This is a genomic window from Domibacillus indicus, from assembly GCF_023715895.1.
Classification (GTDB): domain Bacteria; phylum Bacillota; class Bacilli; order Bacillales; family Domibacillaceae; genus Domibacillus; species Domibacillus indicus_A.
In genome coordinates, this window is the sequence record NZ_JAMBOO010000003.1 from 450,828 (window position 1) to 477,585 (window position 26,758).

Annotated in this window: 29 protein-coding genes; 5 read left to right on the forward strand and 24 right to left on the reverse strand. The window is 45.2% G+C overall.

Annotated features, from left to right (window positions below; translation table 11 throughout):
* Positions 1-94: 94 nt before the first annotated feature.
* The 11 genes from mtaB to gpr all read right to left on the reverse strand — a co-directional run bounded on the left by mtaB (position 95) and on the right by gpr (position 13,454).
* Positions 95-1,426, reverse strand: a complete 1,332-nt coding sequence (gene mtaB / locus M3221_RS08670) for a tRNA (N(6)-L-threonylcarbamoyladenosine(37)-C(2))-methylthiotransferase MtaB (protein ID WP_251271070.1) — start codon at positions 1,424-1,426, stop codon at positions 95-97.
* A gap of 5 nt (positions 1,427-1,431) precedes the next feature.
* Positions 1,432-2,181, reverse strand: a complete 750-nt coding sequence (locus M3221_RS08675) for a 16S rRNA (uracil(1498)-N(3))-methyltransferase (RefSeq protein WP_251271071.1) — start codon at positions 2,179-2,181, stop codon at positions 1,432-1,434.
* 13 nt (positions 2,182-2,194) lie between these two features.
* Positions 2,195-3,139, reverse strand: coding sequence for a 50S ribosomal protein L11 methyltransferase (gene prmA, locus M3221_RS08680; RefSeq protein WP_251271072.1), 945 nt, complete (start codon positions 3,137-3,139; stop codon positions 2,195-2,197).
* Between the two features lie 24 nt (positions 3,140-3,163).
* A complete protein-coding gene (dnaJ, locus tag M3221_RS08685) occupies positions 3,164-4,282 on the reverse strand; it encodes a molecular chaperone DnaJ (RefSeq protein ID WP_251271073.1) in 1,119 nt (372 codons plus the stop codon).
* Between the two features lie 133 nt (positions 4,283-4,415).
* Positions 4,416-6,248 (reverse strand): molecular chaperone DnaK, encoded by a 1,833-nt coding sequence (gene dnaK / locus M3221_RS08690; RefSeq protein ID WP_251271074.1) that lies wholly within the window; start codon positions 6,246-6,248, stop codon positions 4,416-4,418.
* Between the two features lie 42 nt (positions 6,249-6,290).
* Positions 6,291-6,881: a nucleotide exchange factor GrpE gene (grpE, locus tag M3221_RS08695; protein WP_396120260.1), complete on the reverse strand. Its 591-nt coding sequence runs from the start codon at positions 6,879-6,881 to the stop codon at positions 6,291-6,293.
* 11 nt (positions 6,882-6,892) lie between these two features.
* The gene (gene hrcA / locus M3221_RS08700) at positions 6,893-7,927 is read right to left on the reverse strand and encodes a heat-inducible transcriptional repressor HrcA (RefSeq protein WP_251271076.1); all 1,035 of its coding nucleotides are present in this window, start codon (positions 7,925-7,927) and stop codon (positions 6,893-6,895) included.
* An 89-nt stretch (positions 7,928-8,016) separates the two neighbouring features.
* The gene (gene hemW / locus M3221_RS08705; protein WP_251271077.1) at positions 8,017-9,153 is read right to left on the reverse strand and encodes a radical SAM family heme chaperone HemW; all 1,137 of its coding nucleotides are present in this window, start codon (positions 9,151-9,153) and stop codon (positions 8,017-8,019) included.
* A gap of 229 nt (positions 9,154-9,382) precedes the next feature.
* Positions 9,383-11,212, reverse strand: coding sequence for a translation elongation factor 4 (lepA, locus tag M3221_RS08710; protein ID WP_251271078.1), 1,830 nt, complete (start codon positions 11,210-11,212; stop codon positions 9,383-9,385).
* 92 nt (positions 11,213-11,304) lie between these two features.
* Positions 11,305-12,393 (reverse strand): stage II sporulation protein P, encoded by a 1,089-nt coding sequence (gene spoIIP / locus M3221_RS08715; RefSeq protein ID WP_251271079.1) that lies wholly within the window; start codon positions 12,391-12,393, stop codon positions 11,305-11,307.
* A gap of 59 nt (positions 12,394-12,452) precedes the next feature.
* A complete protein-coding gene (gene gpr / locus M3221_RS08720; protein ID WP_242233405.1) occupies positions 12,453-13,454 on the reverse strand; it encodes a GPR endopeptidase in 1,002 nt (333 codons plus the stop codon).
* A gap of 180 nt (positions 13,455-13,634) precedes the next feature.
* Between gpr and rpsT the strand changes: the two genes are divergently transcribed.
* On the forward strand, positions 13,635-13,889 hold the full coding sequence (rpsT, locus tag M3221_RS08725) for a 30S ribosomal protein S20 (RefSeq protein ID WP_045851032.1): 255 nt from the start codon (positions 13,635-13,637) through the stop codon (positions 13,887-13,889).
* Between the two features lie 30 nt (positions 13,890-13,919).
* Here rpsT and holA read toward each other — a convergent pair whose 3' ends face one another.
* A complete protein-coding gene (holA, locus tag M3221_RS08730) occupies positions 13,920-14,939 on the reverse strand; it encodes a DNA polymerase III subunit delta (protein WP_251271080.1) in 1,020 nt (339 codons plus the stop codon).
* 175 nt (positions 14,940-15,114) lie between these two features.
* On the opposite strand from holA, the gene M3221_RS08735 reads away from it, so the two are divergent.
* Positions 15,115-15,246: a YqzM family protein gene (locus M3221_RS08735; RefSeq protein WP_242233403.1), complete on the forward strand. Its 132-nt coding sequence runs from the start codon at positions 15,115-15,117 to the stop codon at positions 15,244-15,246.
* 37 nt (positions 15,247-15,283) lie between these two features.
* Here the strand turns inward: M3221_RS08735 and M3221_RS08740 are convergent, their stop codons facing one another.
* From M3221_RS08740 to M3221_RS08750, 3 genes are all read right to left on the reverse strand, one after another.
* The gene (locus M3221_RS08740; protein ID WP_251271081.1) at positions 15,284-17,563 is read right to left on the reverse strand and encodes a DNA internalization-related competence protein ComEC/Rec2; all 2,280 of its coding nucleotides are present in this window, start codon (positions 17,561-17,563) and stop codon (positions 15,284-15,286) included.
* A gap of 13 nt (positions 17,564-17,576) precedes the next feature.
* Complete coding sequence (locus tag M3221_RS08745) at positions 17,577-17,993, reverse strand: deoxycytidylate deaminase (RefSeq protein WP_251271082.1); 417 nt, start codon at positions 17,991-17,993, stop codon at positions 17,577-17,579.
* An 86-nt stretch (positions 17,994-18,079) separates the two neighbouring features.
* A complete protein-coding gene (locus tag M3221_RS08750) occupies positions 18,080-18,721 on the reverse strand; it encodes a helix-hairpin-helix domain-containing protein (RefSeq protein ID WP_251271083.1) in 642 nt (213 codons plus the stop codon).
* Positions 18,722-18,807: 86 nt separating this feature from the next.
* Between M3221_RS08750 and comER the strand changes: the two genes are divergently transcribed.
* Positions 18,808-19,635, forward strand: coding sequence for a late competence protein ComER (gene comER, locus M3221_RS08755; RefSeq protein ID WP_251271084.1), 828 nt, complete (start codon positions 18,808-18,810; stop codon positions 19,633-19,635).
* Positions 19,636-19,698: 63 nt separating this feature from the next.
* On the opposite strand, the gene M3221_RS08760 is transcribed toward comER, so the two are convergent.
* The 8 genes from M3221_RS08760 to M3221_RS08795 are packed head-to-tail and all read right to left on the reverse strand — an operon-like array spanning position 19,699 to position 24,668.
* Positions 19,699-20,430, reverse strand: a complete 732-nt coding sequence (locus M3221_RS08760) for a class I SAM-dependent DNA methyltransferase (RefSeq protein ID WP_251271085.1) — start codon at positions 20,428-20,430, stop codon at positions 19,699-19,701.
* Positions 20,427-20,777, reverse strand: a complete 351-nt coding sequence (gene rsfS / locus M3221_RS08765; RefSeq protein WP_242233397.1) for a ribosome silencing factor — start codon at positions 20,775-20,777, stop codon at positions 20,427-20,429. Before rsfS ends, M3221_RS08760 begins: the two co-directional genes overlap by 4 nt.
* Entirely contained in the window at positions 20,778-21,347 is a 570-nt protein-coding gene (yqeK, locus tag M3221_RS08770; RefSeq protein WP_251271086.1) for a bis(5'-nucleosyl)-tetraphosphatase (symmetrical) YqeK, read from the reverse strand.
* Positions 21,337-21,906, reverse strand: a complete 570-nt coding sequence (locus M3221_RS08775) for a nicotinate-nucleotide adenylyltransferase (RefSeq protein WP_251271087.1) — start codon at positions 21,904-21,906, stop codon at positions 21,337-21,339. The genes yqeK and M3221_RS08775 overlap by 11 nt, the downstream gene beginning before the upstream one ends.
* Positions 21,903-22,196: a ribosome assembly RNA-binding protein YhbY gene (gene yhbY / locus M3221_RS08780; protein ID WP_242233394.1), complete on the reverse strand. Its 294-nt coding sequence runs from the start codon at positions 22,194-22,196 to the stop codon at positions 21,903-21,905. Before yhbY ends, M3221_RS08775 begins: the two co-directional genes overlap by 4 nt.
* Positions 22,190-23,032, reverse strand: coding sequence for a shikimate dehydrogenase (gene aroE, locus M3221_RS08785; protein WP_251271088.1), 843 nt, complete (start codon positions 23,030-23,032; stop codon positions 22,190-22,192). The genes yhbY and aroE overlap by 7 nt, the downstream gene beginning before the upstream one ends.
* Positions 23,033-23,049: 17 nt before the next feature.
* Complete coding sequence (yqeH, locus tag M3221_RS08790; RefSeq protein WP_251271089.1) at positions 23,050-24,147, reverse strand: ribosome biogenesis GTPase YqeH; 1,098 nt, start codon at positions 24,145-24,147, stop codon at positions 23,050-23,052.
* Positions 24,144-24,668 carry a YqeG family HAD IIIA-type phosphatase gene (locus M3221_RS08795; RefSeq protein WP_251271090.1) on the reverse strand — a complete coding sequence of 175 codons (525 nt, stop codon included), beginning with the start codon at positions 24,666-24,668 and terminating at the stop codon, positions 24,144-24,146. Before M3221_RS08795 ends, yqeH begins: the two co-directional genes overlap by 4 nt.
* A gap of 288 nt (positions 24,669-24,956) precedes the next feature.
* Between M3221_RS08795 and sda the strand changes: the two genes are divergently transcribed.
* Both sda and sigK read left to right on the forward strand, forming a co-directional pair.
* Positions 24,957-25,100: a sporulation histidine kinase inhibitor Sda gene (gene sda, locus M3221_RS08800; RefSeq protein WP_251271091.1), complete on the forward strand. Its 144-nt coding sequence runs from the start codon at positions 24,957-24,959 to the stop codon at positions 25,098-25,100.
* A 44-nt stretch (positions 25,101-25,144) separates the two neighbouring features.
* Positions 25,145-25,903 (forward strand): RNA polymerase sporulation sigma factor SigK, encoded by a 759-nt coding sequence (sigK, locus tag M3221_RS08805; protein ID WP_251271092.1) that lies wholly within the window; start codon positions 25,145-25,147, stop codon positions 25,901-25,903.
* Between the two features lie 136 nt (positions 25,904-26,039).
* Here the strand turns inward: sigK and mtnN are convergent, their stop codons facing one another.
* Positions 26,040-26,744 (reverse strand): 5'-methylthioadenosine/S-adenosylhomocysteine nucleosidase, encoded by a 705-nt coding sequence (mtnN, locus tag M3221_RS08810; protein WP_251271093.1) that lies wholly within the window; start codon positions 26,742-26,744, stop codon positions 26,040-26,042.
* Between the last annotated feature and the right edge of the window lie 14 nt (positions 26,745-26,758).

Below are 26,758 nucleotides of genomic sequence, written 5' to 3' on the forward strand. Positions count from 1 at the left end.
CGGTTAGTTGTCCGTACCTCTTTAGTTTATCATTATTCTGGGCAGCTTGCGAGAAACAGCAGCAAAAAAAGCCGGCGCAGCGGCCGGCTTTTGATTATGCATGAGCTGGTTCAAGAACGCGGACAAATTGTCCTTCGTTGTATGGGTAGCCAGCTTTTGTAATCTTCACTTTTACAATTTTCCCTACCATATCTTCTGTAGCCGGGAAAACTACTTTTAAGTAATTGTCAGTATAACCGCTGTACAGTCCTTCTCCGCCTTCTCCAAACGGTTCTTCCGGAATTACTTCAAGCACTTCGTTTTCAAAACGGGCTGCGTATTCTTTCGCAAGCTGGTCGGACAGGGCGATCAATTTATGAACACGCTCATTTTTCACTTCTTCATCTACTTGATCTTCCATTCGGGCTGCCGGCGTACCCGTCCGTTTTGAATAAGGGAATACGTGCAGCTCGGAGAAGCCATGTTCTTGAATGAAGTTGTACGTCTCCATAAATTCTTCTTCTGTTTCGCCCGGGAAGCCTACAATAACGTCAGACGTTACAGCAAGTCCTGGAAGTGCTTTTTTCAGCCGGTTTAAGCGGTCTGCAAAAGCGGCCATTGTATACTTGCGGCGCATCCGCTTTAACACTGTGTCCGAACCGGACTGAAGCGGAATGTGCAGGTGACGGACCACAATATTTGACTGGTCAATCACATCGATCACTTCATCGGTTAACTGACTTGCTTCAATTGAAGAAATACGGATTCGTTTTAATCCAGGCACCTTTACTTCAAGATCACGAAGAAGCATTGCCAGATTATAATCCTTAAAATCAGACCCGTAACCGCCGGTATGAATACCCGTTAAAACGATTTCCTGATAGCCGGACTCGACAAGCTGTTTTGCCTGACGAATGACTTCTTCCGGGTCACGCGAACGCATTAAGCCGCGTGCCCATGGGATAATACAAAACGTGCAGAAGTTATTGCAGCCTTCTTGAATTTTCAAAGAAGCACGAGTCCGGTCCGTAAATGCCGGCACATCCAGTTCTTCATACACGCGATTCTTCATAATATTGCCTACCGCATTGATCGGCTGGCGCTCTGCTTTAAATTGCTCGATATAATCAAGCATCTTGACACGATCCTGTGTCCCTACAACGATATCTACTCCCGGAATGGCCATAATTTCAGCCGGCGATGTCTGCGCATAGCAGCCAGTTACACAAATAACCGCATCCGGATTTTTGCGCACAGCGCGCCGGATCACCTGCCGGCTTTTTTTGTCACCTGTATTGGTAACAGTACACGTATTAATTACATAAACGTCAGACGTTTTTTCAAAATCTGTACGTTCATAGCCTTGCTGCTCAAACAGCTGCCAGATTGCTTCTGTTTCATAATGGTTTACTTTGCAGCCTAATGTATGAAATGCCACTGTTGGCATGTTGATCACCTCTTCAATTCTAAATAAAACGAAACCGCCGACAGCACATACAAAGGCGCTGTTTCCGCCCGAAGAATTCTTGGGCCAAGGGCACAGGGAATAAAGTCTGAATTCTGCAGCTGAGCCGCTTCTTTTTCAGAAAACCCACCTTCCGGGCCGGTGACGACCAGCATTCGCCCGCCTGGCTTCAATGAATGAACAGCCTCATAAAATGCCGTCATTTCTCCAGATTTAGCTGTTTCTTCATAAGCAAAGATTTTCACATCAAACGTGCTTGACTGCTCAACCATCTGCTTCATAGACGCAGGTTCTGCTACGTCTGGAATTCGGTTTCGGTGTGACTGTTCCGCCGCTTCTTTAGCAATTTTCTGCCAGCGCTCTGTTTTTTTGGCTCCTTTTTTCGGATCCCACTTTACGATTGAGCGCTCCGCTTCAAATGGAACAAACCCGGCAGCGCCGAGTTCTGTTCCTTTCTGTATAATATAATCGAATTTATCGCCTTTCACAAGACCGCAGGCAACCACAACCTCAGCCGGCATTTCCGTTGACTGCTCAAGCCATTCCTCTATTCTTGCTTCAACAGAGGTGTCTGTTACAGACGTTAGGACAGCCACCCCTGCTTTGCCTTCCGGGAAGACGGCATAAACACGGTCTCCTTCTTCCATCCGCATAACCCGGCGGATGTGATGCGCATCTTCTTTTGAAAAGTGAATGTTTTCTGCATTCTGCCCGCTCGTTAAGAAATATCGCTGCATACTTGCACCTCTATCATTCCGCTTTTTTGCCGACGATGCAGACCCAGTCTTCCATGACGACGGTTTCTTCGATAAATAAACCAGCATCCGTCATCGCTTTGCGCACCTCGTCTTTTTTCTGCCCGATAATACCGGATGCAATAAAGAATCCGCCCGGGCGCAGGATTGACGCTACGTCATCGGTAAAGGAAATAATTACTTCCGCTAAAATATTGGATACAACTACATCGGGCTGGTCGTCAATTCCGTCAATTAAATTGTTTTTAGAAACTGTAACAATGTGTTCCGCATGGTTCAATGCCACATTCTGGCGCGCTGCTGATACGGCCACTTCATCTAAATCAAGCGCCGTAACACGAGAAGCTCCCAGCAGAGCGGCCCCAATAGCCAGCACCCCTGATCCTGTTCCTACATCCACCACATGGTGGTTTGGTTTCACAAACCGTTCCAGCGCCTGAAGGCACATCACGGTTGTTGGATGCGTTCCTGTACCAAATGCCATGCCCGGGTCCAGCTCAATGATGAGTTCATCGGTTGAAAATGGCTCATACTCTTCCCATGTAGGAACAATCGTAAATTTTTCAGAGATTTTTACCGGATTATAGTATTGTTTCCATGCTGTTGCCCAGTCTTCTTCATGTACTTCGCTGACAGATACGTGCAGCTTTCCAGTATCAATTTGATAAGCAGACAAATTTTTAACAGCAGCTGTAATATCATCAACCGTTTCCTGCAGAAAACTGTTTACCGGCAGGTACGCTTTTACAGCCACTCCCTCATCCGGGTAGTCGTTTGGGTTCAGCTCGTACAATTCACCGAAAAGGCCGCCTTCCCGCTTCTTATCAAGCTCGGCACGGTCTTCAATGACAACACCGCTCGCCCCTGCCTCATGTAAAATATTCGAAATCGGTTCAACTGCATCGTTTACGGTTTCAATGCAAATTTCTGACCACTTCATATATGTCCGCTCCCATCATGCCATTTAATCACGCTTGAGTGCGCGTTTTACTTTATCAAAAAAGCCATCTTCTTCGCTCGGCTGCTCGCCGCTTACCTCTGCAAACTCCCGCAGCAGCTGTTTTTGCTTCTCATTTAGTTTTACCGGTGTAATTACTTTTACTAAAACATGCTGATCGCCTGTGCCAAAACCTCTTACATTGGCTACACCCTTGCCGCGCAGACGGAATCTGGTGCCGCTTTGTGTGCCAGCCGGAATCTTCAGCTTCACTTTACCGTGAACCGTCGGCACTTCGATTTCATCACCAAGAGCAGCCTGTACGAATGTGATCGGCATTTCACAGTAAATATCATCGCCGTCCCGTTCGAATAATTCATGTTCGCGCACCCGGAATACAACATACAAATCGCCTGGAGGTCCCCCGTTAATACCGGCTTCTCCCTGCCCGGATAAACGGATTTGCTGGCCTTCATCAATACCAGCAGGCACTTTCACATTGATTTTTTTGTTTTTCGTTACGCGGCCGTCTCCACCACATGTAGAACATTTATCTTTAATCATTTTGCCTGTACCGCTGCAATGATGACAAGTACGGCGCGTTGCTACACGGCCAAATGGTGTGTTTTGCTCCACATTTACCTGGCCGGCTCCGCCACAGTGTGAGCACGTTTCAGGAGATGTGCCCGGCTTCGCACCGCTTCCATGGCACGTTCCGCACTCTTCTTCTTTCGGAATGGTAATATCTTTTTCCACACCGAAAACCGCTTCTTCAAATGTCAAAGTCATTGTATATTGAAGGTCGTCTCCCTGACGGGGCGCATTCGGATCGCGTCTGCGGCCCCCACCGCCGAAAAAGGTACTGAAAATATCATCAAAACCGCCGCCAAAGCCGGAGAATCCGCCACCGCCGAATCCGCCCTGCTGCGGGCCTGCGTGGCCAAATTGGTCGTACTGGGCTCTTTTTGAATCATCACTCAGCACTTCATAAGCTTCCGAAATTTCTTTAAACTTTTCATCCGCGCCCGCTTCTTTATTGATATCCGGATGATATTTTTTAGACAGCTTTCGGTATGCTTTTTTAATTTCGTCTTTTGAAGCCGTTTTACCGACGCCTAATACGTCATAATAATCCCGTTTACTCACCGTTTTCACTCCCGTTTTATTCACATAACCGCTATTTTAACATACATCTGCTCTTCATTGGTAAATTAAATTGCTTCACGAAAAAAGCCAAAGCCGGAAAACCGCTGACTTTGACTTTTTCGTGTGACTTTGCTTAGTTTTTATCTTTTGAATCGTCTACTTCTTCAAATTCGGCATCCACGACACCGTCATCTTTTGCGGCGCCTTCAGCCCCTTGCTGTGCTTGAGCCGCTTTTGCTGCTTCTTCATACAGCTTCATAGACAATGCCTGCACAATTTCATTTAATGCATCACGTTTTGTGCGGATTTCTTCAAGATCGCCTTTTTCAATAGCTTCTTTCAGCGCATCTTTTGCTTCCGTTGCTTTTTGAAGTTCTGCTTCGTCCACTTTGCCTTCAAGCTCTTTTACCGTTTTTTCTGTTGTAAACACAAGCTGGTCTGCTTCGTTGCGAAGTTCTACTTCTTCTTTACGCTGTTTGTCAGCATCCGCGTTTTCTTCCGCTTCTTTTACCATGCGTTCGATTTCTTCATCAGAAAGGCCGGATGAAGATTGAATCGTAATCGCCTGTTCTTTTTGTGTGCCAAGATCTTTTGCTTTTACATTTACGATACCGTTTTTATCGATATCAAATGTTACTTCAATTTGCGGTACACCGCGCGGTGCCGGCGGAATGTCTGTCAACTGGAAGCGGCCAAGCGTTTTGTTGTCAGCTGACATTGGACGCTCACCTTGAAGCACATGAATATCAACAGCCGGCTGGTTATCTGCTGCCGTCGAGAATACTTGTGATTTTGATGTTGGGATTGTTGTGTTACGATCGATCAGCTTTGTAAATACGCCGCCCATTGTTTCAATACCAAGCGAAAGCGGTGTAACATCAAGAAGGACAACGTCTTTTACGTCACCTGTAAGTACGCCGCCCTGGATCGCTGCACCCATTGCAACTACTTCGTCCGGGTTAACGCCTTTATGCGGCTCTTTGCCTGTTTGCTTTTTGATCGCTTCCTGTACAGCTGGAATACGAGTTGAACCACCGACAAGGATTACTTTATCGATATCCGCATTTGTTTTGCCTGCATCTTGAAGTGCCTGACGAACAGGGCCCATCGTACGCTCTACAAGGTTTGATGACAGCTCATCAAATTTCGCACGTGTAAGTGTTGTTTCAAGGTGAAGCGGTCCAGCTTCTCCTGCTGTGATAAATGGAAGAGAGATTTGTGTAGATGTAACACCAGACAAATCTTTTTTCGCTTTTTCAGCAGCATCTTTTAAACGCTGCATTGCCATTTTGTCTTTTGACAAATCGATGCCGTTTTCTTTCTTGAATTCATTTACAAGATAGTCAATGATGACTTCATCAAAGTCGTCGCCGCCCAGACGGTTGTCGCCGGCAGTTGAAAGTACTTCAAATACACCGTCGCCCAGCTCAAGGATCGAAACGTCAAATGTACCGCCGCCAAGGTCATATACAAGGATCGTTTGGTCCTGGTCTGTTTTATCCATGCCGTATGCAAGCGCAGCAGCTGTCGGCTCATTGATAATACGCTCTACTTCAAGACCAGCAATTTTACCGGCATCTTTTGTAGCCTGGCGTTCAGCATCATTGAAGTAAGCCGGTACCGTAATAACGGCTTTGTCTACTTTTTCACCAAGGTAATCTTCTGCATAAGCTTTTAAATGTTGTAAAATCATTGCGGAAATCTCTTGTGGTGAATACTCTTTTCCATCAATCGTTTCTTTATGGGTTGTACCCATATGGCGCTTAATCGAAATAATGGTATTCGGGTTTGTAATCGCCTGGCGTTTTGCCACTTCCCCTACCTGGCGCTCGTCATTTTTAAATGCTACAACAGATGGTGTTGTACGATTGCCTTCTGGATTTGGGATTACTTTTGCTTCGCCGCCTTCAAGGACTGCTACGCAAGAGTTTGTTGTTCCAAGGTCAATACCGATAATTTTACTCATTTTTAAAGTTCCCTCCTGAAATCATTGCTTATCAAAATAAATTTATTGATTTACTTTTACCATTGACGGGCGAATAACCCGATCTTTTAATGTATAGCCTTTTTGCAGCTCAGCTAAAACTGAATTTGGTTCTGCTGATTCATCGCTGTCTGTCATGACTGCTTGATGTACATTCGGATCAAATGGCTTTCCGACTGTTTCGATTGGCTTGACACCTTCGCTCTCAAGCGCCGTAACAAATGTTTTATAAACCATCTCCATTCCTTGAAGAACAGATTTTGTTTCTTCATGTTCTGGAGTGATCTGCAGCGCCCGCTCGAAATTATCAAGCACTGGCAGCAGCTCCGTTACAAGCTTTTGCGCGCGGTATTTTTCCTGTGCTTCCCGGTCCAGGTTTGCCCGGCGACGGAAATTATCGAAATCTGCCCGCAGCCGCAGATAACGCTCCTCTGCTTCATCAAGCTGTTTTTGAAGCTGCTCTTCTTTTGATTCTTCTTCTACCTCTTCAATGATTGTTTGATCCACCTCTACTTCAACCGTACCTTGCTCTTCTGTAGAAGAAACCGCCTCATCGGCTGGTTTTTCTTCCGTCAATGGCTTTTGTTCTTCTGCCACTGATGTCACCTCCAACATTTATCATCAATTTATGTTCGCGTATTGTAAAGGCGCGTCAGCACCTTTGTCATGTCATGACTTAAAAAATCCACAAGTGTAATCACACGCGAATACTCCATCCGTTTCGGACCAAGAATGGCAATGGTGCCAACCGGCTCATCCCCAACGGAATAAGACGCCGTAATTAAACTGCAGTCCTCCATTGCCTGCTCCGCGTTTTCCGTTCCGATTCTCACCTGTACACCGGTTTCTGTCGGACGGATTAACTCATACATATCTTGTTCTTTCTCCATCATGTCCATCACAAGGCGGACTTTTTCCACATCACGAAATTCCGGCTGATTGAAAATATTTGTTTTGCCCCCGATAAACAGCTTGCCGATTGGCGGGCCGCCGGAAGCTTCCGCAAACATGTGCAGTACAGCTTCGTAATTGTGAAGATGCCGTCTCATTAATTCCGCTGTTTCTTTGTAAATTTTTCGGCGAAGCTCTGCCAATGGCACACCGGTCAGCCGATCATTTAAAATATTGACCATTTTTTCAATATCTGACGGCTCTATTCCTTCCGGCAGAGAGAAAATTCTATTTTCCACATGTCCCGTGTCAGTTACGATAATGGCAACAGCAGACTGGGTATCAATAGGAATAATTTGCAGGCGTTTAACCCGGTGGTCGTTAAATTTCGGCCCAAGAACGATCGATGTATAATTTGTCAATTCTGACAAAATCGTCGCTGCATTTTGAACGGCTTTTTCAAGCCCTTCCTGCCTGTCGGCAAAAATAGAATGAATCGCTGTCCGTTCGCTGCGCCGTAAGGATCCCGGTGACAGTAAGTGATCTACGTAGTACCGGTACCCTTTTTCCGACGGAACACGGCCGGATGAGGTATGCGTTTTTTCCAAAAACCCCATTTCCTCCAAATCCGCCATTTCATTACGAATAGTGGCCGGACTAAAGGAAATTTCCTCTTTCTTGGCAAGATTGCGTGAACCGACTGGCTGCGCCGAACGAATAAAGTCGTCAATGATAATCTGCAAGATGAAAAGTTGGCGGTCTGTCAGCACGTATATCACCTCTGTTAGCACTCTTTGTATTCGAGTGCTAAATCTACATTTAAATTATCAAAATCCTTTTTGTCTGTCAACGAGTACGCTCACATTTGTGCGCCAATTAAAAAAGATTGAAACACTTCATTTCCGAGAAACTTTCCACGGTGGGTAAGGCGGATAAAACCTTCTTCCACCTCAAGCAGTCCACGGCTCGTCATTTCCTGGATAGCTTTTTGGAACAGCCGGACCGGGCTTTCTCCGTATTGTTTTTCGAATGCTGCGATAGACACACCCTCCATTTTTCGCAATCCGAGAAACATTTCTTCTTCCATTTGTTCCGGCTTCGTTACCCTTTGGGAAGATATACGCGGCTGTTCATTACGCTCAATGGGCTGCATGTATTTTTTAAGCGGGCCAAAATTTGCGTATCGCTCTCCATCTACATACCCGTGCGCACCGGCACCGAATCCATAATATTCTTCATTGTTCCAATACGTAATGTTATGAATACTTTCAAATCCCGGACGGGCAAAATTGCTGATTTCATATTGATGAAGCCCGTGTGCTTCCATTTCTCTCATGACGGCTTCGTACATATCCGCTTCCGCTTCTTCCTTTGGAAGCGGGAGGCGGCCTTTGGCCATTAAATTATAAAAAACCGTTTTCGGTTCGATGATCAGTGAATACGCGGAGTAATGCGGAAGGCCCAGTGCCAATGCCTGCTTTGCTGTATCCACTGCATCATCAACCGTCTGCTCCGGCAGTCCATAAATTAAATCGATGCTTAAATGATCAAAGCCTGCCCGTTCAGCATCCCTGACCGTGCGCAGAACATCTTCTTTCGTATGCGTGCGCCCGATGCGTTTTAAATGAGCATCATTAAAGGACTGAACTCCAATGCTCAGCCGGTTTACGCCGCCTTCTTTTAAAATGCGCAGTTTTTCAGGTGTTAAGTCGCCCGGATTGGCTTCGAATGTATACTCGGCACCCGGCTGCAAAGGAAGCCGCTGTTCAATTGACTCGACCAGCTGTAGAAGCTGTGCCTCATTTAGGGAGGTCGGTGTTCCGCCTCCTACAAAAATCGACTGTAGTCCCTGCTTGACGCCGGCCATCGCCATTTCTTTATCAAGCGCATTTAAATACTCTTCCACTGGCTGGTTTTTCATAAATACTTTATTAAAATCACAATAATGACAAATATGATGGCAAAACGGAATATGAAGATAAGCTGCTTTTGTCATTTTGTTCACGCCCTTCTATACATAAAGGAAGGTGCCCATCATACGGGCACCTCAGGCTGCTGACAAACGCCCGCTTTCGGCGTCACTTGCCGTGTGTGAATGCTCATGACCCGAAAAGGTCACTCCGCTTCCCGAACGGCTTCGTTCCTGGAAAGGCAGACGTTTTGAATCAGCCTGCTCTCTTCCTGTGTCTACGCTCTGAGATACCCGTAATCCAGGCACCTTCTTGTTATTTTTGTGGATCATCCATTTTTAAGACAGCCATAAACGCTTCCTGCGGGACTTCAACCGATCCAACCTGCTTCATGCGCTTTTTCCCTTCCTTCTGCTTCTCAAGCAGTTTCCGTTTCCGGGAAATATCTCCGCCGTAACACTTGGCCAGAACGTTTTTACGCATCGCTTTAATGGTGGACCGGGCCACAATTTTGTTGCCGATCGCCGCCTGTATAGGCACCTCAAACTGCTGGCGCGGAATGAGTTCTTTCAGCTTTTCAACGATAATCTTGCCGCGGTCATACGCAAAGTCACGGTGAACAATAAAGCTGAGTGCATCGACCGTTTCTGCGTTGAGAAGAATATCCATCTTCACCAGCTTGGATTGTTTGTAGCCAATGAGTTCGTAGTCGAATGAGGCATAGCCTTTCGTACTCGACTTCAGCTGATCAAAGAAGTCATACACAATTTCAGACAGCGGCATTTCATAAACAACGCTGACGCGGTTTGTATCAAGATACTGCATATCAATAAAATTGCCGCGTTTACCCTGGGCAAGCTCCATCACTGCTCCGACATAGTCATTCGGCACGATGATCGATGCTTTTACATACGGTTCTTCAACGTGGGCAATTTTTTGTGGATCCGGCATATCCGATGGATTATCGATCCGAACCTCTTCACCATCTGTCATCGTTACCTGGTAAATAACGCTTGGTGCTGTTGTAATCAAGTCAATTTTAAACTCGCGTTCAATCCGTTCCTGAATAATCTCCATATGAAGCAGGCCAAGGAAGCCGCAGCGGAAACCAAAGCCGAGTGCCTGGGATGTTTCCGGCTCATATTGAAGAGCGGAGTCATTCAACTCAAGCTTTTCAAGCGCTTCACGCAAGTCATTGTATTTTGACGAATCGATCGGGTAAAGACCGCAATACACCATTGGATTCAGTTTTCGATAGCCGGCAAGCGGTTCTGTCGCACTGTTTTTCGCCGATGTGATTGTATCCCCGACCTGCGTATCTCCGACATTTTTAATAGCGGCAGCAAGGTAGCCAACATCTCCAACCGTCAGCTCTTTTCGCTGTGTCGTTTTTGGGGTAAAAACACCGATTTCAGTTACTTCAAACTCTTTTCCGGTCGCCATCATTTTAATTTTGTCGCCGACCTTCACCGTGCCATCTACAACCCGGATATAAGCAATAACCCCGCGGTATGCATCGTAAAGAGAGTCAAAAATAAGGGCTTTAAGCGGTGCTTCCGGATCCCCGGTTGGCGCCGGCACTTTTTCAACCACCTGTTCTAAAATTTCCTCGATACCAATGCCGGCTTTCGCTGACGCTAGAACCGCTTCTGAGGCATCCAGGCCGATCACATCTTCTACTTCCTGGCGCACACGCTCTGGTTCTGCAGCCGGAAGATCAATTTTATTAATAACCGGCAAAATTTCAAGGTCATTGTCCAGGGCTAAATAAACGTTAGCGAGCGTTTGTGCTTCAATGCCCTGCGCCGCATCCACCACAAGGATGGCGCCTTCGCAGGCTGCAAGACTTCTTGATACTTCGTACGTAAAATCGACGTGTCCCGGCGTATCAATCAAGTGAAAGATATAGTCCTGTCCGTCTTTAGCCGTATAGTTCAGCTGTACTGCATTTAGTTTAATCGTAATACCGCGTTCCCGTTCAAGATCCATTGAATCAAGAAGCTGGCTTTTCATTTCACGCGCTGTTAACGCTTTTGTTTTTTCTAAAATACGGTCAGCAAGCGTTGATTTCCCATGGTCAATATGGGCAATGATCGAGAAATTCCGAATACGCTCCTGCCGTTCTAGTCGTTCGTTGTTGTTCATTTCAATGTTCACTCCTGTTTATCGGCACATAGATACTATTGTGATTATATCAGCGCGTTATGCAATTGACAACGAACATTAAAACGAACGGGCTATTCATTTTGTTCCGCTTTAATAAAACGGGCCAAAATATCAGCGACGGCAGCCGCACTTCTTTCCAATTCTTCACGGGTGTTATCCACACCGCCCATTTCAATCAAAATCGCCCGGTTTGAAAGATCCTGGTTGAATTTTCCGTTTGTCTGGCTGCCCGATTTTACGATTACACCGCGCGAAAGACCGGGATAATACTGTTCGAAAAGTTTATGAAGTGATGAAGCAAAACGGGCATTTTCTTCATACCCTGGATGCTCTCCGCCGACGACAAATACGGTTTTTGCCATATCCTGCCCGTTTACACGGGCTGTTGTGATCGATTTGTCCTGTGAATCGCGATGAATATCAATTAAATAAGACAACGACGGCTCTTCTTTTTGAACAGCCGCAACGACAGTCCGTGATTCTTCATAGGAAGCACTGTATTTTTTCCCTTTTTTCTTTAACAGCGCCCCTATATCCGTTTTATTGACAGATACCCCGATTCCCTTTTCTTCCAAACTTTTTCCAATCATTGTTCCCACTTCTGTAATGTTCATTGGGGCTTGTCCATTTTTAGGAGTGAATGATTCGGACGTATGCGTAAAGTAAAGAAGCACTTTTTCTTCCCCGGCTGGAGGCGTATTTTCTTTTGGCTCATCCGGTTCTGATTCTTTCGGCACCGGAAGATCATCCGGCTTTTTGGATTCAACCGGTAAATTCGTATAATCCGTTCCTTCCCCGGCAATTAAAATTTGGCTGTCATAAATAGAAAAGCCCGGAAGTTCTTTTCCCAGAAAGGTCCGCGGATCGCGCAAACTAATTCCGGCAGCCGATTGAAAGGCAGCGTCCACCCACCCGATTGTACCTTGTCCCACTTTTTCATTTGACTGGAAAGCATGATTTTCTAAACGCAGAAGCTGATAAAAAGAAGCGGCCGGAATTTCTGCTGCCGCCCGGCTCATAGATTGGGAGGTAAAATGGTACGAAAACGGCATGACCGTTAAAAACCCCGCCATCCAAAACGGCATGACCACTAGGCAGGCGTATACGGGAACAAGCCAGTATGGTATATACTTTTTTTTGCGCAAAAGGATTGTCGCCATCCCCTTTTCAGCTCTTATCCCTTTACCTTATGCAGCAAATAAAAAAAGCAGACCATGAATCAGCCTGCAAAAAAAGATCGTGTTTCTTCCGGTGGACGGTCATGAAGAGATTCATTCAATGCACTGGAAACGACCGCTGCCGCTCCTTGAATAAACATGTCCGCTTCTTTTGGTGTTACAATCATATTTAAACCTGCCGGGGTCAGCACTTCATGAATTAATTGATGTTTTTCGTTTTCATCCAGCAGACCGATATTTCCTAAAAACGACCGCTTCCATTCTTCATCTCCGCGTCCGCTTTTTTCTTGCAGATTCTCCATGACCATTTCCACTGCGTCACGCGTGACGGTAGCAGCGTCAATCACAGTCGGAATGCCAATGGCGATCACCGGGATACCTGCTGTTTCACGACTGATTTCTTTTCGGCGGTTCCCGATCCCGGCTCCCGGCTGAATACCTGTATCCGTCATTTGAATCGTCGCATTCAGTCTTTCAATCGAACGAGCAGCGAGCGCGTCAATGACAATTAAAAAATCCGGCTTCTCACGCTCAATTAAACCAAGCAGAATATCTCCTGTTTCAATTCCCGTCATGCCCATAACACCGGGAGAAATGGCGCTGACCGGGCGATAGCCGGGCTGAACGTGTTCAGGATGCAGCTTGAATAAGTGATTGGTCACGATAAGACGGTCCGTTACACGCGGCCCAAGAGAATCGGGCGTAACGAGTTCATTTCCAAGACCGGCAATTAAACAAGAGGCGTCTTGCTTAATACCCGCTCCCTTTATAAATAAACGAATTTCTTCTGCTACTACCCGGCTGATGGCAGCATGGCGGGCAGAATCGGAGTGGCGCAAGTCCGCTGATTCAACGGTAACATAATGGCCAGCTTTTCTTCCGGTTATCTGCTCAGCTTCCTTTGTAATTTCGACCGTTGTCACCTTCGTGCCTTCTTTTTCTTCTTCCTTCATTTCAATTCCAGGGACTTTACTTCCTGTTTGCTGCTCGGCAATTAAAGCAGATTCCAAGGCTAAATCTGTGCGTGGAGACCATTTTTCCATTTAATTCACCCTCCATTTTTTTCACAGTTTGCCCCTGTGTGTAAAAGTTTATTCCTTTACACCGGATTCCTATTGCATTTCTTTTATTCCTTTGCTAAAATACTTCTTGTTGTTTAATTCAATAATGATTGATAATCGGGTACGAATAAAAGTTCGATCCATTTTAGGAGGTGACAGTAAATGCCAAATATTAAATCTGCCATCAAACGCACAAAAACTGCTCAAATTCGTTCAGCACGCAACACGCAAGCGAAATCAGCTATGCGTAGCGCGGTGAAAAAGTTCGAAACAGCAGCTGCTAATAATGACGAAAACGCAAAAGAATTGCTTGTACAAGCAGTTAGCAAACTAGATAAAGCTGCAGCAAAAGGCCTTATCCACAAAAACGCTGCGAACCGTCAAAAAAGCCGTCTTATGAAAAAGCTGGCTAACTAATAAAAAAAGTGTCCAAATTGGACACTTTTTTTATTTTGTCTGCATCATCGTCTGCAGCCGGAAGAAAAATAACTCCATAATCATTTTTTTATCCATAGCACTGCTTTTCATCTCATAATCGCTTTCTGCAAGCATTTGTATCACTGCGGCAAGCTGTGCTTCCGAAAAAGCCCGTGCCTGTCCCCCCGCTATTTTTACACGAAACGGATGCACTTTCAGCTGTCCGGCTATTTGCTGCTGGCCGTATCCTTTTTTCAACAGCTCTTTTACTTGATAGATCAGCCGGAACTGTCCCGCTATAACGGCAAGAATTTTTAACGGCTCTTCATTCAGGCGGATTAAATCATAATAAATGCGTAGTGCTTCAGACAAATGCCCTGTGACGATACGGTCTACCAGTCGAAAAATATCACTTTCGAGCGTCCGCGCCGTCAGTGCTGTTACATTTTCTTCGGTAATCTCGTTTCCCTGCCCGGCATGAAGAGCAAGCTTCATAATCTCCATCGACAGGACAGACAAGTTAAATCCGGCAATAGCGAGGAGCTGATGGATGGCTGCATCTTCTATTACCACTCCTTCTTCTGCGGCTCTGCCCTTAATCCAGCCGGACAGCTCCCGTTCAGCTGGACGTTTTGCTTCCAAAACGCCTGCCTGCTTTTTAATGAGCTTTGTTAATTTTTTTCGTTCATCAAGCTTTTCAAACCTTCCTTGAAAAACAAGAATTGTAAATGGAGCGGGGTCCTGCAGGTATTGTTCAAGCCTTTTTGTATCATGCTCTATTTTTGATTTTTCAGCTGTGAAAAAAATCGGGTTCTGAACAAACACAAGCTTCCTGTCTCCAAGAAACGGCAGGGTTTCCGCTTCTTCAATGGCCGCTTCTACCGGCGCTTCTGTCATATCAAAGGAAATGACGTTTAAATCCGTATCTTCCCCATCCAGTGCTCCTTTTAAAAGCAGCTGTCGTGCTTCTTCTATAAAATACTGCTCCGGCCCGTACAGCAAATAAACGGAACGAAACCGGCCGCTCTTTAACTCTTTTAATACATCCATTTACTCGACTCCATTCTGTTTCTGTTTTCATTGTAGGAAAAACCATCCCGATACGCAAGATAGACTCCATCTTTTCCATCTACAAACTTATCCGCTTTTTAAATGAAAAGAAGTTGTCTCGTATAGATTTTTCCTTTTTCATTGTCTATACTTAAAGAAAATGGGAGGGATGGCTGTGAACGATTTCGAAAAAAATGTTCAATCTAAGCGTAATGATGCTGTAGACTCCGCTGTAGGTTTTATCGTTTCATTCGGTTTCTTTGCTACCATGTTCATTCTTGCCACGGTGATTCAACTGGTCGGTTGAATCACCAAAACCCCGCCCTTTAATAGGACGGGGTTTTTTATGGAGATAGAAGTACAGTTTCGATTTTCCCATTCTCTCCTTTAAATGTATACGTAATGGCACCATGTTTGTCTGTACGGTATATGCGGACTCCTTCTTTTTCCAGCGTATCGGTCACTTCTTTATGCGGATGCCCATAACGATTGTTAAGTCCAGCAGATATCACGGCAAACTGTGGCTGAAGGGCTTGAATAAACGATGGCGAGGAAGAGGTTTTGCTGCCATGATGGCCTACTTTTAACCAGTCTGCATGGAAGCTGTACTTCTCGATCAATTCGGCTTCTCCCTCTTTTTCAAGATCACCTGTGAACAGCCATGTTTTCCCGCCGATTCTGGCAAAAAGCACAAGCGAGTCATTGTTCCCTTCATAATCCCGGTCATCCGGCGCTAAAAACTGAAAAACTGCGCTTTTTGTCCTCCAGCTTTCCCCTTCTCCGCCTTCCCGTATCTTCAGGCCGGTTTTGATCATGTCGGCTATGACCGGTTCTTCTCCTGATCCTGGTGAAATAATGATTTCTTTTGCCGAAATAGATTGGAGCACTTCTGCGGCTGCACCGGCGTGATCAAAATCTGCGTGGGTGATAATCAACTTATCCAGCTTGGCGATCCCTTCTCTTTTCAAAAAAGGAACGACTGTGTCTTTCCCTACTGAAAACCCGCCATTCCGTTCCTTCCAGGCTTCCTGCTCAAACGGCACCTGCCCGCCTGTATCAATTAAATAGTTTCCTTCATTGCGGGGCAATTGAATCAAAATGCTGTCTCCCTGACCAACATCTAGAAAGGTGATTTTCCCTTCTGGGGAGAAGCGGCCGGCCAGGACAAAAACAGCCAGGGCAAAACTGCATATCGCGAGGCTTAGTTTCATGTTTTTTCTCAATTCCCACAATAAAAGAGAAGCCAGAGAAGTGACAGTCAAAAGAGCAGCTGCTTCCATGCCTGGCTGTCCTGTTACAAAAACCGCAAATGGCAGATTCGCCAGCAGCGCAGCCAATTGATCCATTTTGATCAAACATTCATTGACAAATGAAGCGAAAAAAGAAATAGGCGTCAAAAAAGATAAGCAAAACAAAAGAAGAACGGCCGGCATCATAAAAAATGAATAAAATGGGACAAAAAGAAGGTTGGCCAGCGGTGAAATAACGGAGAGTTCTGCGAAATGGAAAAGCAATACCGGCAGGGCGGCAAGCTGAGATAAAACCGAAACAAATAAAGAAAGCTCGACTGCATGCTGCGCTTTTTTTAAAATTACACCGGTTGATAAAACGAGGGCGAACGTAACGAGGAAGGAAAGCTGAAAACCAGCTTGAAAGATCAAAAATGGGTTCCAAAGAGTCATGATTAAAAAAGAAGCTCCAAGTGCTCCAGCAGCTGATAATTTTCTGCTGTTAAAAGCAGCAAGCAAAATTGCACCTGTCATTAAACAGGAGCGAACAACCGGCGGAGACCCTCCCGCCAACAAGGCATAAAGAGGCAGCGCTGTTAATAAAAGCAGACGTGCCCACTCACGTGTCATTCCTGCACGGAGCAGCAGATAAAAAAGAAGTCCTGTCAAGAGCGTTACATGCAATCCTGAGATCGACAGAATATGCACGATGCCAAGCCGCTCGTAGTCTCCTTCTGTTTCTTCGGGACCGGATGACCGATCGCCAACCAGAAGCGCAGCCGCTGTATGGGCAAGAGGTGCTGGAAAACGTTCTTGAATACGCTTAATGGCGGCCATCCGCCAAGCAGCGGGTACATAACGAAGTGACTGGTTTAATACACACTGATCGAGAGAAATATGTTCAGGTGTGAGAACAAAGAAGGTTCCGCTCGCGGCTAAATAGGACCGGTAATCGAATTCACCTGGATTTCTGGCTTCGTTCGGAAGAGACGCTTTCCCTTGAACGCGGCAGGTTAATCCTGGAGTGAGCCCCTCTTGTAAAAGCTCTTTTTCTTCTTTCGAGTTCATTCGGTAGACCAAGCTGAGTCTTTCATGAAATTGTGTTTCTTCTACACCTGCTCTTAACCTGTTCCCTTCGATTTGGATATCATCTGTAAATGAAACGATCCATTTTGTTTCTTTTCCCGTAAAAGCAGACTGGCTGCGCGCTTCCTGAATTGGCACCACGCTCAAAAACAGCATAAATGTCCCGATTATCCAAAAGCGTGTACGCCTGTCCACCTTCCAACATAATAATCCTCCTATCGCAGCAGCCAGCAAAGCAGCCTGCCATGGCGCCTGCACTGCGAATAAAATGGCTGCAAGGGCCGCCATGCTCATTTGAAGAAGCGGCATACATCACCATCCTTTATTCAGCGGGAACGTGGATGACCTCAATATCTTTTAAAAAGTGGCTGTTCCATTTGTTTGGATAGGCATTACGATAGATAATCCGCCCTACACCGGCCTGGGCAAGCGTTTTTGCACAGTTTTCACATGGCTCGTGGGTAACGTAAGCAGATGCCCCTTTTAACTTATCACGCTCTGCATGAAGCACTGCATTTAATTCTGCATGCAGGCACCGGATACAACGGCCTTGATCCGATAATAAGCAGCCTGCGTCCTGGCAATGTTCATGCCCATGAATAGAACCGTTATAGCCTGTAGACACAATATGCTTGTCTTTTACAATCACACAGCCAACATGAAGCCGATTGCAGGTTGAACGAGTAGCCACCACCTCCGCAATATTTAAAAAATAATCATCCCAGCTTTTTCGTTCCATTCTCAAAACCTCTTTTCTGTTTCTTCCGGTCTGCGGCCGGTTTATTCTTTCAGTTTATCGAGAGGTTCTTCCATCCGTCAAACCCTTTATTGAATAGTCACGAGAGGAGCGAGCTTTTCAAATACTTTATCACCAATTCCTGCCACGTTTTTCAAATCCTCTACTGCTGTAAAAGCTCCTTCCGTTTCCCGGAAATCAATAATCGCCTGGGCTTTCGACTCACCAACACCCGGAAGCTCCTGCAATAATGACGAGTCTGCTGTATTGATATTGATCGAAGCAGATTCGGCAGCCGCATCACTGCCGGCTGCAGCTGAAGATGATGCAGTTGCTTGCTCTACATCCGGCATTTCTTCTCCCTCTGCCGGCACATAGATGACCATTTCATCCTGTACTTTTTGTGCTAAATTAATGGCAGCCGCATCTGCTTTTTCAGTAAGTCCCCCCGCTTTATTGATTGCATCATTCACCCGCTGATCATTTGACAGCACGTAAATGCCCGGCATTGAAACAGCTCCTTTCACATCAATGGCTACTTCACTAGGCTGATTTTGCACCGGGTCTGCTTCCTCGGCAGCCGGTTCACCTTTAGGGGCTTCTAAAAGAGCCGGCTCCGGCGGCAAAGCTTGCGGTTCTTCTTTTGTTAAACCGTACAGCCAGACGGCAGCTAAAACAGCTCCGGCAGCTGCTGGAACTTTGTATTTTTTAAGCATTTCTTGTTTGTTCATTTCTTCTCTTCTCCTTTCATTTACGATCATATTTACAAATAATATGCATACAGTGTTTAGATGAATAGGAAAGGGTGAATGCAAGCATGAACATTGGGATAATTGGTACAGGAAGCATTGGCACCGTTTTAACAGAAGCGCTCATGTTTGCTGCTGCTGTTGAGCCAGAAAATATTGTCCTGCACAATCGCACACGGGAAAAAGCCTTGCATTTAAAAGCCTTGTTTCCCGGTATACATGTGTGCCAAACCACTAAAGATCTTGTTAAAAAAACCCAGTTGATTTTTGTATGCGTCCGACAGCCCGATTTAAAGCCTCTTCTTGAATCGATCGCGCCTTTTTTAACGCAGGAACACTGTGTGCTGGCTACTGCAAGTGCGGTGTCAACGAAGCAAATGGAATCGATTATTTCCTGCTCCTGCGGAAAAGTCATCCCTTCTGTCACCAATACAGTAGCTTCTGGCGGTATTTTATACTCTTTTGGGGATTCCTGCGAAAATGACTGGCAGCAAAAAGTAACAGGACTGCTCAATCAAATTGCCAGCGTCGCGCTCGAAACAGATGATAACATTATCCGGGCTGCCTCAGATTTAACTGGATGCGGGCCCGCTTTCTTTTCCAAAATGGCAGTCATGTATGCAGATGAAGCTGTCACATATGGATTAACAAAAAGCCAGGCAGAAACGCTGGCGTTCCATATGATGATTGGCCTGGGAGAATTGCTGAAACAAAAGGATTGGACATTGGAGATGCTGACGGAACGCACCGCTGCAAAAGGCGGCGTAACAGGAAGAGGTCTTACGGTTATTGAATCTGAGGCAGGCGAATTGTTTGCATCGCTTTGCAGAATGACACAGCAAAAAGCTGCTGAAGACAGAAAAGAGGCATCTGCCGCATTTGGCATTATTGACTAAATTCGGCGCTCCTTTTCGTTTTCCTTTCTTCTTTACAAAATCTTAACAAAAAAGAGCAGCTGATCAGCTGCTCTTTCTTGCTTTGAAAAAGATCCGTTCTGACTCTGGTGCTGGGGCACCATTTGTGAAATCGGCCGTGATCGCTTCAACATAGAAGCCCGCTTCTTTAAGCCACTGGTCATATACTTTAGGCTCAAAAGTGCGTTGATAATGCAATTCATCAAATCGTTCATATTCGCCGTTCTCTGTTTGAACGAAGAACGTTAATTCATGTTCGACACTGTCCGGATGTTCTCCCGGAAATGCATTCCATATAAATGAAATATCTTCGGCGGCATCCGCAAACGTCTGCTCTACAAAAACATGATTCATTTTAAAAGAGGAATGGACATCGAATAGAAACAAACCGTCTTCTTTTAACTGGCTGAACACCGATTGAAACGTTTGCTTCACATCTTCTTCTGACTGTAAATAGTTAAGCGAGTCGCAAAAAATAACAACCGTGTCAAATTGACCGATTCCATCAAGCTCACGCATATCCTGCTGAAAAAGCGGGATGTTCATTCCATTTGCTTCCGCTTTTTCACGGGCAATGGCAAGCATATCATCGGAAAGGTCAATCCCTGTTACTTGAAATCCGGCTCGTGCAAAACGAACGGCCAGTTCTCCTGTCCCGCAGCCGATATCAAGCAGGGATCCCCCTTTTACTTCTCTTTGCAAATATGCTTCCCATTCATCGTACGGTGCATCCTGCATAAGCGCATCGTACACCGAAGCAAACCGGTTATAACTCATGACATCAGCACATCAACGTGCGGCGCGTCGCCCCATAGGCGTTCAAGGTTGTAGTAAACCCGCTCCTCACGATGAAAAACGTGAACGACTACATCGCCGATATCAATCAGTACCCAGCGTGCTTCGTCAAACCCTTCCATCCGGCGAATATCAAAGCCAAGTTCTTCTGCTTTCTCTTTTACTTCACGGGCAATTGCCTGTACTTGTTTATCTGAATTCCCATGGCAGATCACAAAGTAATCAGCGACCGGTGAAATACCTTCCATATTAAGGGCTGTAATATTTTCTGCCCGCTTATCATCTGCTGCTTTTGTTACTGCTTGCAGTAATTGCTGTTGTTCTGTCAATTAAACATCGTCTCCATTCTGAATAAGATTATTATACGTATCCATCGTAACCGGGAAAACCGGCTGTTTTTTACTCATTAAAAAGAGAATTGAATTTTTTACAGCCGCTAAAACAGCTGCATTCAAACTCTGCTTTGCAATCGCCCGTACTTCCTCCACACCTGGAAATGCCCGGCCTGGCTCGATATAATCTGCCAGATAGATGATTTTTTCAAGCAAGGTCATGCCAGGCTTCCCGGTTGTATGCCAGCGGATAGCAGAGAGTATGTCTTCGTCTTCAATTCCTGCTTCTCTGCGCACCAGCACAGCCCCCGCCGGCGCATGCCAAAGCTCGTGGTGAAACACAAGAAGCCGCTCGTCTTCTCTCTCGTCTATTAAAATCTGCTTCATTTCTTCTTTCGGACGAAACTTTGCATAATCGTGGAAAATAGCGGCCAGTTCCGCTTTGTAGACATCTGCTCCATAGCGGCCTGCCAGCTCAACAGCTGCTTCTGATACCCCTAGAGTATGCGTGTACCGCTTTTCCGTTAATTGTTTTTCAACAATCTCCAGTGCTCTGCTACGCTCCATATAAGCCGTTCTCCTTTATATACCGAATGACCGTTTCCGGCATAAGATAATGAAGCGTTTTGTTTGACGCTGCTTTTTCCCGGAGAACCGTTGATGACAAATGAATTTCCGGCGTATCAATTAATAACACCGGGTAAGGCGTTTCTGTTGAATAGCCTGGCCGCTTGACTCCGACAAAGGTGACAAGACGGCTTAATTCATCAATGTCACGCCATTTAGGCAAATATTCAATCATGTCCGCGCCAATTATAAAATAAAATGATTTTTCAGGTTCTCGCTTTATCAATTCCCGCATTGTATCAATCGTATACGATACCCCTGCACGCTGGATTTCAATCGTTTCAATCCGAAAGCAGTCGTTTCCTTCAATGGCAAGCTCTGTCATACGAAGACGGTGTTCATCGTCCACATGGCCAGCAAGCTTTTTATGCGGCGGAAGTGAATTGGGCATAAAACGGATTTCATCCAAATCAAGCGCATGCAGAGCCTCATTGGCTGCAATTAAATGGCCAACATGCGGCGGGTTAAAGGTTCCGCCTAAAATACCCACTTTTTTCATCGCGGCAGAACGATTTTTTTGTTTTCTTTTGATTCTTTATATAATACCACTGTGTGGCCAATCAACTGAACAAGCTCTGCTTTTGCCCCCTTGGCCAGTGCTTCTGCCACCTCATGTTTATCATCTTCATTGTTTTGTAAAATACTCACCTTGATTAACTCGCGCACTTCAAGTGCTTCAGCAATTTGCGTTGTCATATTTTCATTAACGCCGCCTTTACCTACTTGAAAAATTGGGTCTAGGTGATGAGCCTCTGCTCGTAAAAATCGTTTTTGTTTTCCTGTCAGCATGATGTTCCTCCAAGTTTATTCTGTACTATTTTTTGCATACGTTTCGTGTCAGGCAGGACGCCTGTCCATTTTTCAAAAGCAAGCGCACCCTGATAAGCAAACATTTTCAAACCGTTTTGCACACGTGCGCCCTGTTTTTTAGCTTCTTTCATGATCATTGTTTCCGCTGGATTGTAAATGATATCCGATACAAACGCATCTGGACGGATATTCTTTACATGAATAGGTGTTTCATTTACTTTCGGTGACATCCCAATGGATGTCGTTTGAATGATAATATCGTAATTACCGAGCTGCTCTTCCGCCTGCTTAAGAGATAAAAGAGCCGTTTCAACGGGATATGGACACCGGCTTTTCAGCTCTTCGGCTTTTGCCGGTGTTCGATTGGCAATGTCTACCCGTTCGGCTCCCTGCTGGCTAAGCGTGTAGTAAATTGCTCTTGCTGCGCCGCCCGCTCCAATAATCATGATCTTTTTATCGAGCACGGAACTTCCATATTCCTCATTCAGTCCGCGCACAAATCCTTCTCCATCTGTATTATACCCAATGAAGCGGTTCTCATCTCGCACAACTGTGTTTACTGCACCGATCGCTTCAGCAAGCGGATCTATTTCATCTAATAGCGGCATAATGGCTGTTTTATGAGGTACAGTGACGTTAAAGCCTGAAAGGCCAATGGCCTTCATTCCTGCTACCGCTGTTTTCAGCTCTTCACTTTTAATATGAAAAGGATGATAGTATGCCTCCATATGAAGCGCCCCAAACGCATCGTTATGCATATCAGGCGACATAGAATGGCCAATTGGATCGCCTATAACCCCGTATAGCTTTTTCACGCGACAACCCCCACTTTTTAAATTAACGACTTGCGCAGTGTTACAGCAGCCCCTTTTGGTACGTAAGCTGCTACTTTTGCACCTGGCTCGTTAACGGTAATCCAGCCGAGCCCTGAGAAAACAATATCTGTTTTCGCTTCTTTAATTGTCCATTCCTGACGAACAAGATCAAGCGGCGCTCCGCCATGCCCCGCTGGCTTCAGCAGCTCCCCGGCATGGTTTTCGTACAAAGCATCTGCTTTTTCAAGCTTCGTACGGTGAATGTCGATTTCATTAGAAAGATGGCATATAAAAGAGCGCCGGCCGCCTGAAAGATAGTCAAAGCGGGCTAATCCACCAAAGAATAGTGTTTGCTCTTCATTCAACTGAAAGACTTTTGGTTTAATTTCTTTTTTTGGCAGTAAAAACTTTAAGTTTTCTTTATCAACAAAGTGCGCCATTTGATGACGATTGATAATCCCCGGCGTGTCTACAAGCGCATGGCCGTCAGAAAGCGGAATTTCAATCATATCCAATGTCGTACCTGGGAAATGAGACGTCGTAATAATATCTCCTTCTCCTGTAATTTCCTGAATGATTCGGTTAATAAATGTAGACTTCCCGACATTTGTACAGCCGACTACATATACATCTTTTCCGTTTCGATAATGCTCAATGGCATCCACCGCATCGCGGATCGCTTTTCCTTCTGAAGCACTTGTTAAAAGCACATCAATCGGTTTTAACCCAAGCTGGCTTGCTTCGTGGCGCATCCAATGAATAACCCGTTCCTTTTTCACAGATTTCGGCAGCAAATCCGATTTATTCCCAATAAGCAGCACAGGGTTTTTACCGGCAAAGCGATGCAAGCCCGGAAGCCAGCTCCCATTAAAATCGAAGATATCGACGATTTTGACGATTAATGAATCTGTCTCACCAATGGTATTCAAGATTTTTAAAAAGTCATCGTCGGTCAGTTCCACGTCCTGTACCTCATTATAATGCTTTAAGCGAAAGCACCGCTTGCAGACAACGGTTTCTTTCTCCAATGCAGCAGCCGGTGCGTAACCGAGCGCAGCCGGGTCTGCTGTTTGAATGATGACTCCGCAGCCATCACACGTAATTACTTCGTTCATTGATTTCGTTCCTCCCATTGAATCATTCCTTTACGTTGGAAAAAAGTCATAATTCTTCTTTCTATTTTCCGATTAATGCGCGTCCAAAATCCATCGGTCGCTGCAATGGGAATGACCAAAATTGTATAAATCCCGCTTCGGTTCCCGCCAAATACATCTGTCAGCAGCTGGTCCCCGATTACGACAGTTTCTTCTTTTCGTACGCTTAAAAGCTTGATGGCTTTTCTGAAAGCACGCCCCATCGGCTTTCTCGCTTCAAAAATAAACGGCAGATCAAGCGGCGTTGAAAACGTGCTGACCCGCTTTTGATTATTGTTTGATACAATCAGTACTTTAATGCCCGCTTCCCGCATTTTTTGAAACCAAATTAAAAGCTCTGGTGTTGCATCTGGTCTGTCCCAGGCGACGAGTGTATTATCAAGATCGGTTATGATCGCTTTAATTCCTTTTTGTTTCAAGCGCTCTGGCTGGATTTCAAGCACACTTCTTACCTGCTCATTCGGCAAAAATAATTTCAGCACAATGTACACCTCTACTATTCGTTTGCTTCTCCTATCATAGCCGATTTTTCCATATGTGACAAAGTAATATTAAGAACGAAAACTTTTCGACATATTTCTCATTATCCTACTCTGTGGATAACCTTATTCACAAATTAACACAGCTGTTTCAAGGGTTTAATCTAGTTATTCTATTCATTATCCTCACTTATCCACTGGATCCTGTGGAAAAAAGAACAATTGTTCTTAATGGTTTTTTTTGTTAAACTGAAAAAAATAATTAATTAATGATATTGGAGATGACAGACCTTGCACTCATTATCCGATCACCTACTTCTTTCTTCTTATAAAAAAGCAACAAAACTAAAATTAAATGATGACTTTCTAGCTCTGATAGAAAAAGAAATGAAGCGGCGGGAAATCCAATCGCAAAAAAAAGCGAAAAAGGAATAGCCGTCTCCCCCTCCGAATATGATGCCTATAAAGGAGGGATCATCATGATTGAACTAGCAGCCGCTCTCTCTTTTTTGTTGAAGGAAGCGGTTTTTTTCGTCTCTTATGTAAAACATAATGCGTTTCCTCAGCCGCTGAGTGCGGAAGATGAACGAAAGTACCTGGCGCTTCATGAACAGGGAGACCGCAATGCCCGGGCCAAGCTGATCGAGCATAATCTCCGTTTAGTAGCCCATATTGTGAAAAAATTCGAGAAAACCCATCACGATACAGAAGACTTGATTTCTATCGGGACCATCGGCCTGATCAAAGGCATCGAAAGCTATTCCGGAAAAAAAGGAACTAAGCTTGCCACTTATGCGGCAAGATGTATAGAAAATGAGATTCTGATGCACTTCCGCTCCTTAAAAAAAACAAAGAAGGACGTATCACTTTATGATCCAGTCGGCCGCGACAAAGAAGGAAATGAAATCAGCCTTCTTGATTTACTTAAAACAGAAGACGAAGACGTCGCAGGCCGCCTCTCCCTTCAAATGGATATTGAACAAATGAAAAAGTGCCTCTCCGTTCTTGATGAACGAGAACTGTCCGTAATCGCTGCCCGCTATGGCTTAACAAATGATCAAGATGAAACGCAGCGTGAAATTGCGGCCAAAATGAACATTTCCAGAAGTTATGTTTCCCGAATTGAAAAAAGAGCCCTTGCTAAAATGATGCAGGAATTTAAGCGGCTTCAAGCAAAACAAAAAAGGGCTCCAAAAGATCTGGAGCACCCTTCAAATCACTTTTCCTCAATCGATTGAAACAGAGATCATAACACCTGTCACTGTAGCTAAAAGAAGCCCCATAATCATCATAATCATTTTGTGACATCTCTCCCTTTTCATCCGCCTTGTTTCTTACGAATACTTTATCATAAAAGATGCTTTTTGTATTGGATTACTTCTCCTCTTGAAGCTGCTCGACTATTTTCATCACAAGGTTAGCGGAGTGAAGCCCGGCTTTCGGCAAAAATTGTTCAAACGAAATATTCGATTCTTTTCCTGCAATATCAGAAAGTGCCCGGATGACCACAAACGGCACGCCAAACTGGTGAGCCACCTGTGCAATGGCGGCCGCTTCCATTTCAACTGCCTGAAGGCCAGGGAAGGTATCGGCAATTGCCTGTACACGTGCCGGATCATTCATAAACGAATCCCCTGTCGCAATCAATCCTTTTACCGTTTTCAGCTCCGTATCCTCTTCGGATGCTTGAAACGCGATATTAATCAGTTTCTCATCAGCTGTAAAAGCGGCTGGAAGCTGCGGCACCTGTCCGTATTCATAGCCAAAAGCCGTTACGTCGACATCATGGTGGCGGACTTCAGTTGAAATGACTACATCTCCTACCTGCAGTTCGGGAGACAAACCGCCGGCGGAACCCGTATTAATCAACACATCCGGCTTGAATTCATGAATCAAAACAGCTGTTGTCATCGCCGCATTTACTTTACCGATCCCTGAGCGAAGCAAAACCGTTTCAACACCGCGCAGCTCGCCGATTGTAAACTCGCTGCCGCCAATGATTTTCACTTCCTTGTTTTTCATTTCACCACGTAAAATGGTTACTTCTTCTTCCATTGCACCAATAATCGCTGCTTTCATTTGCTGCACTCCTT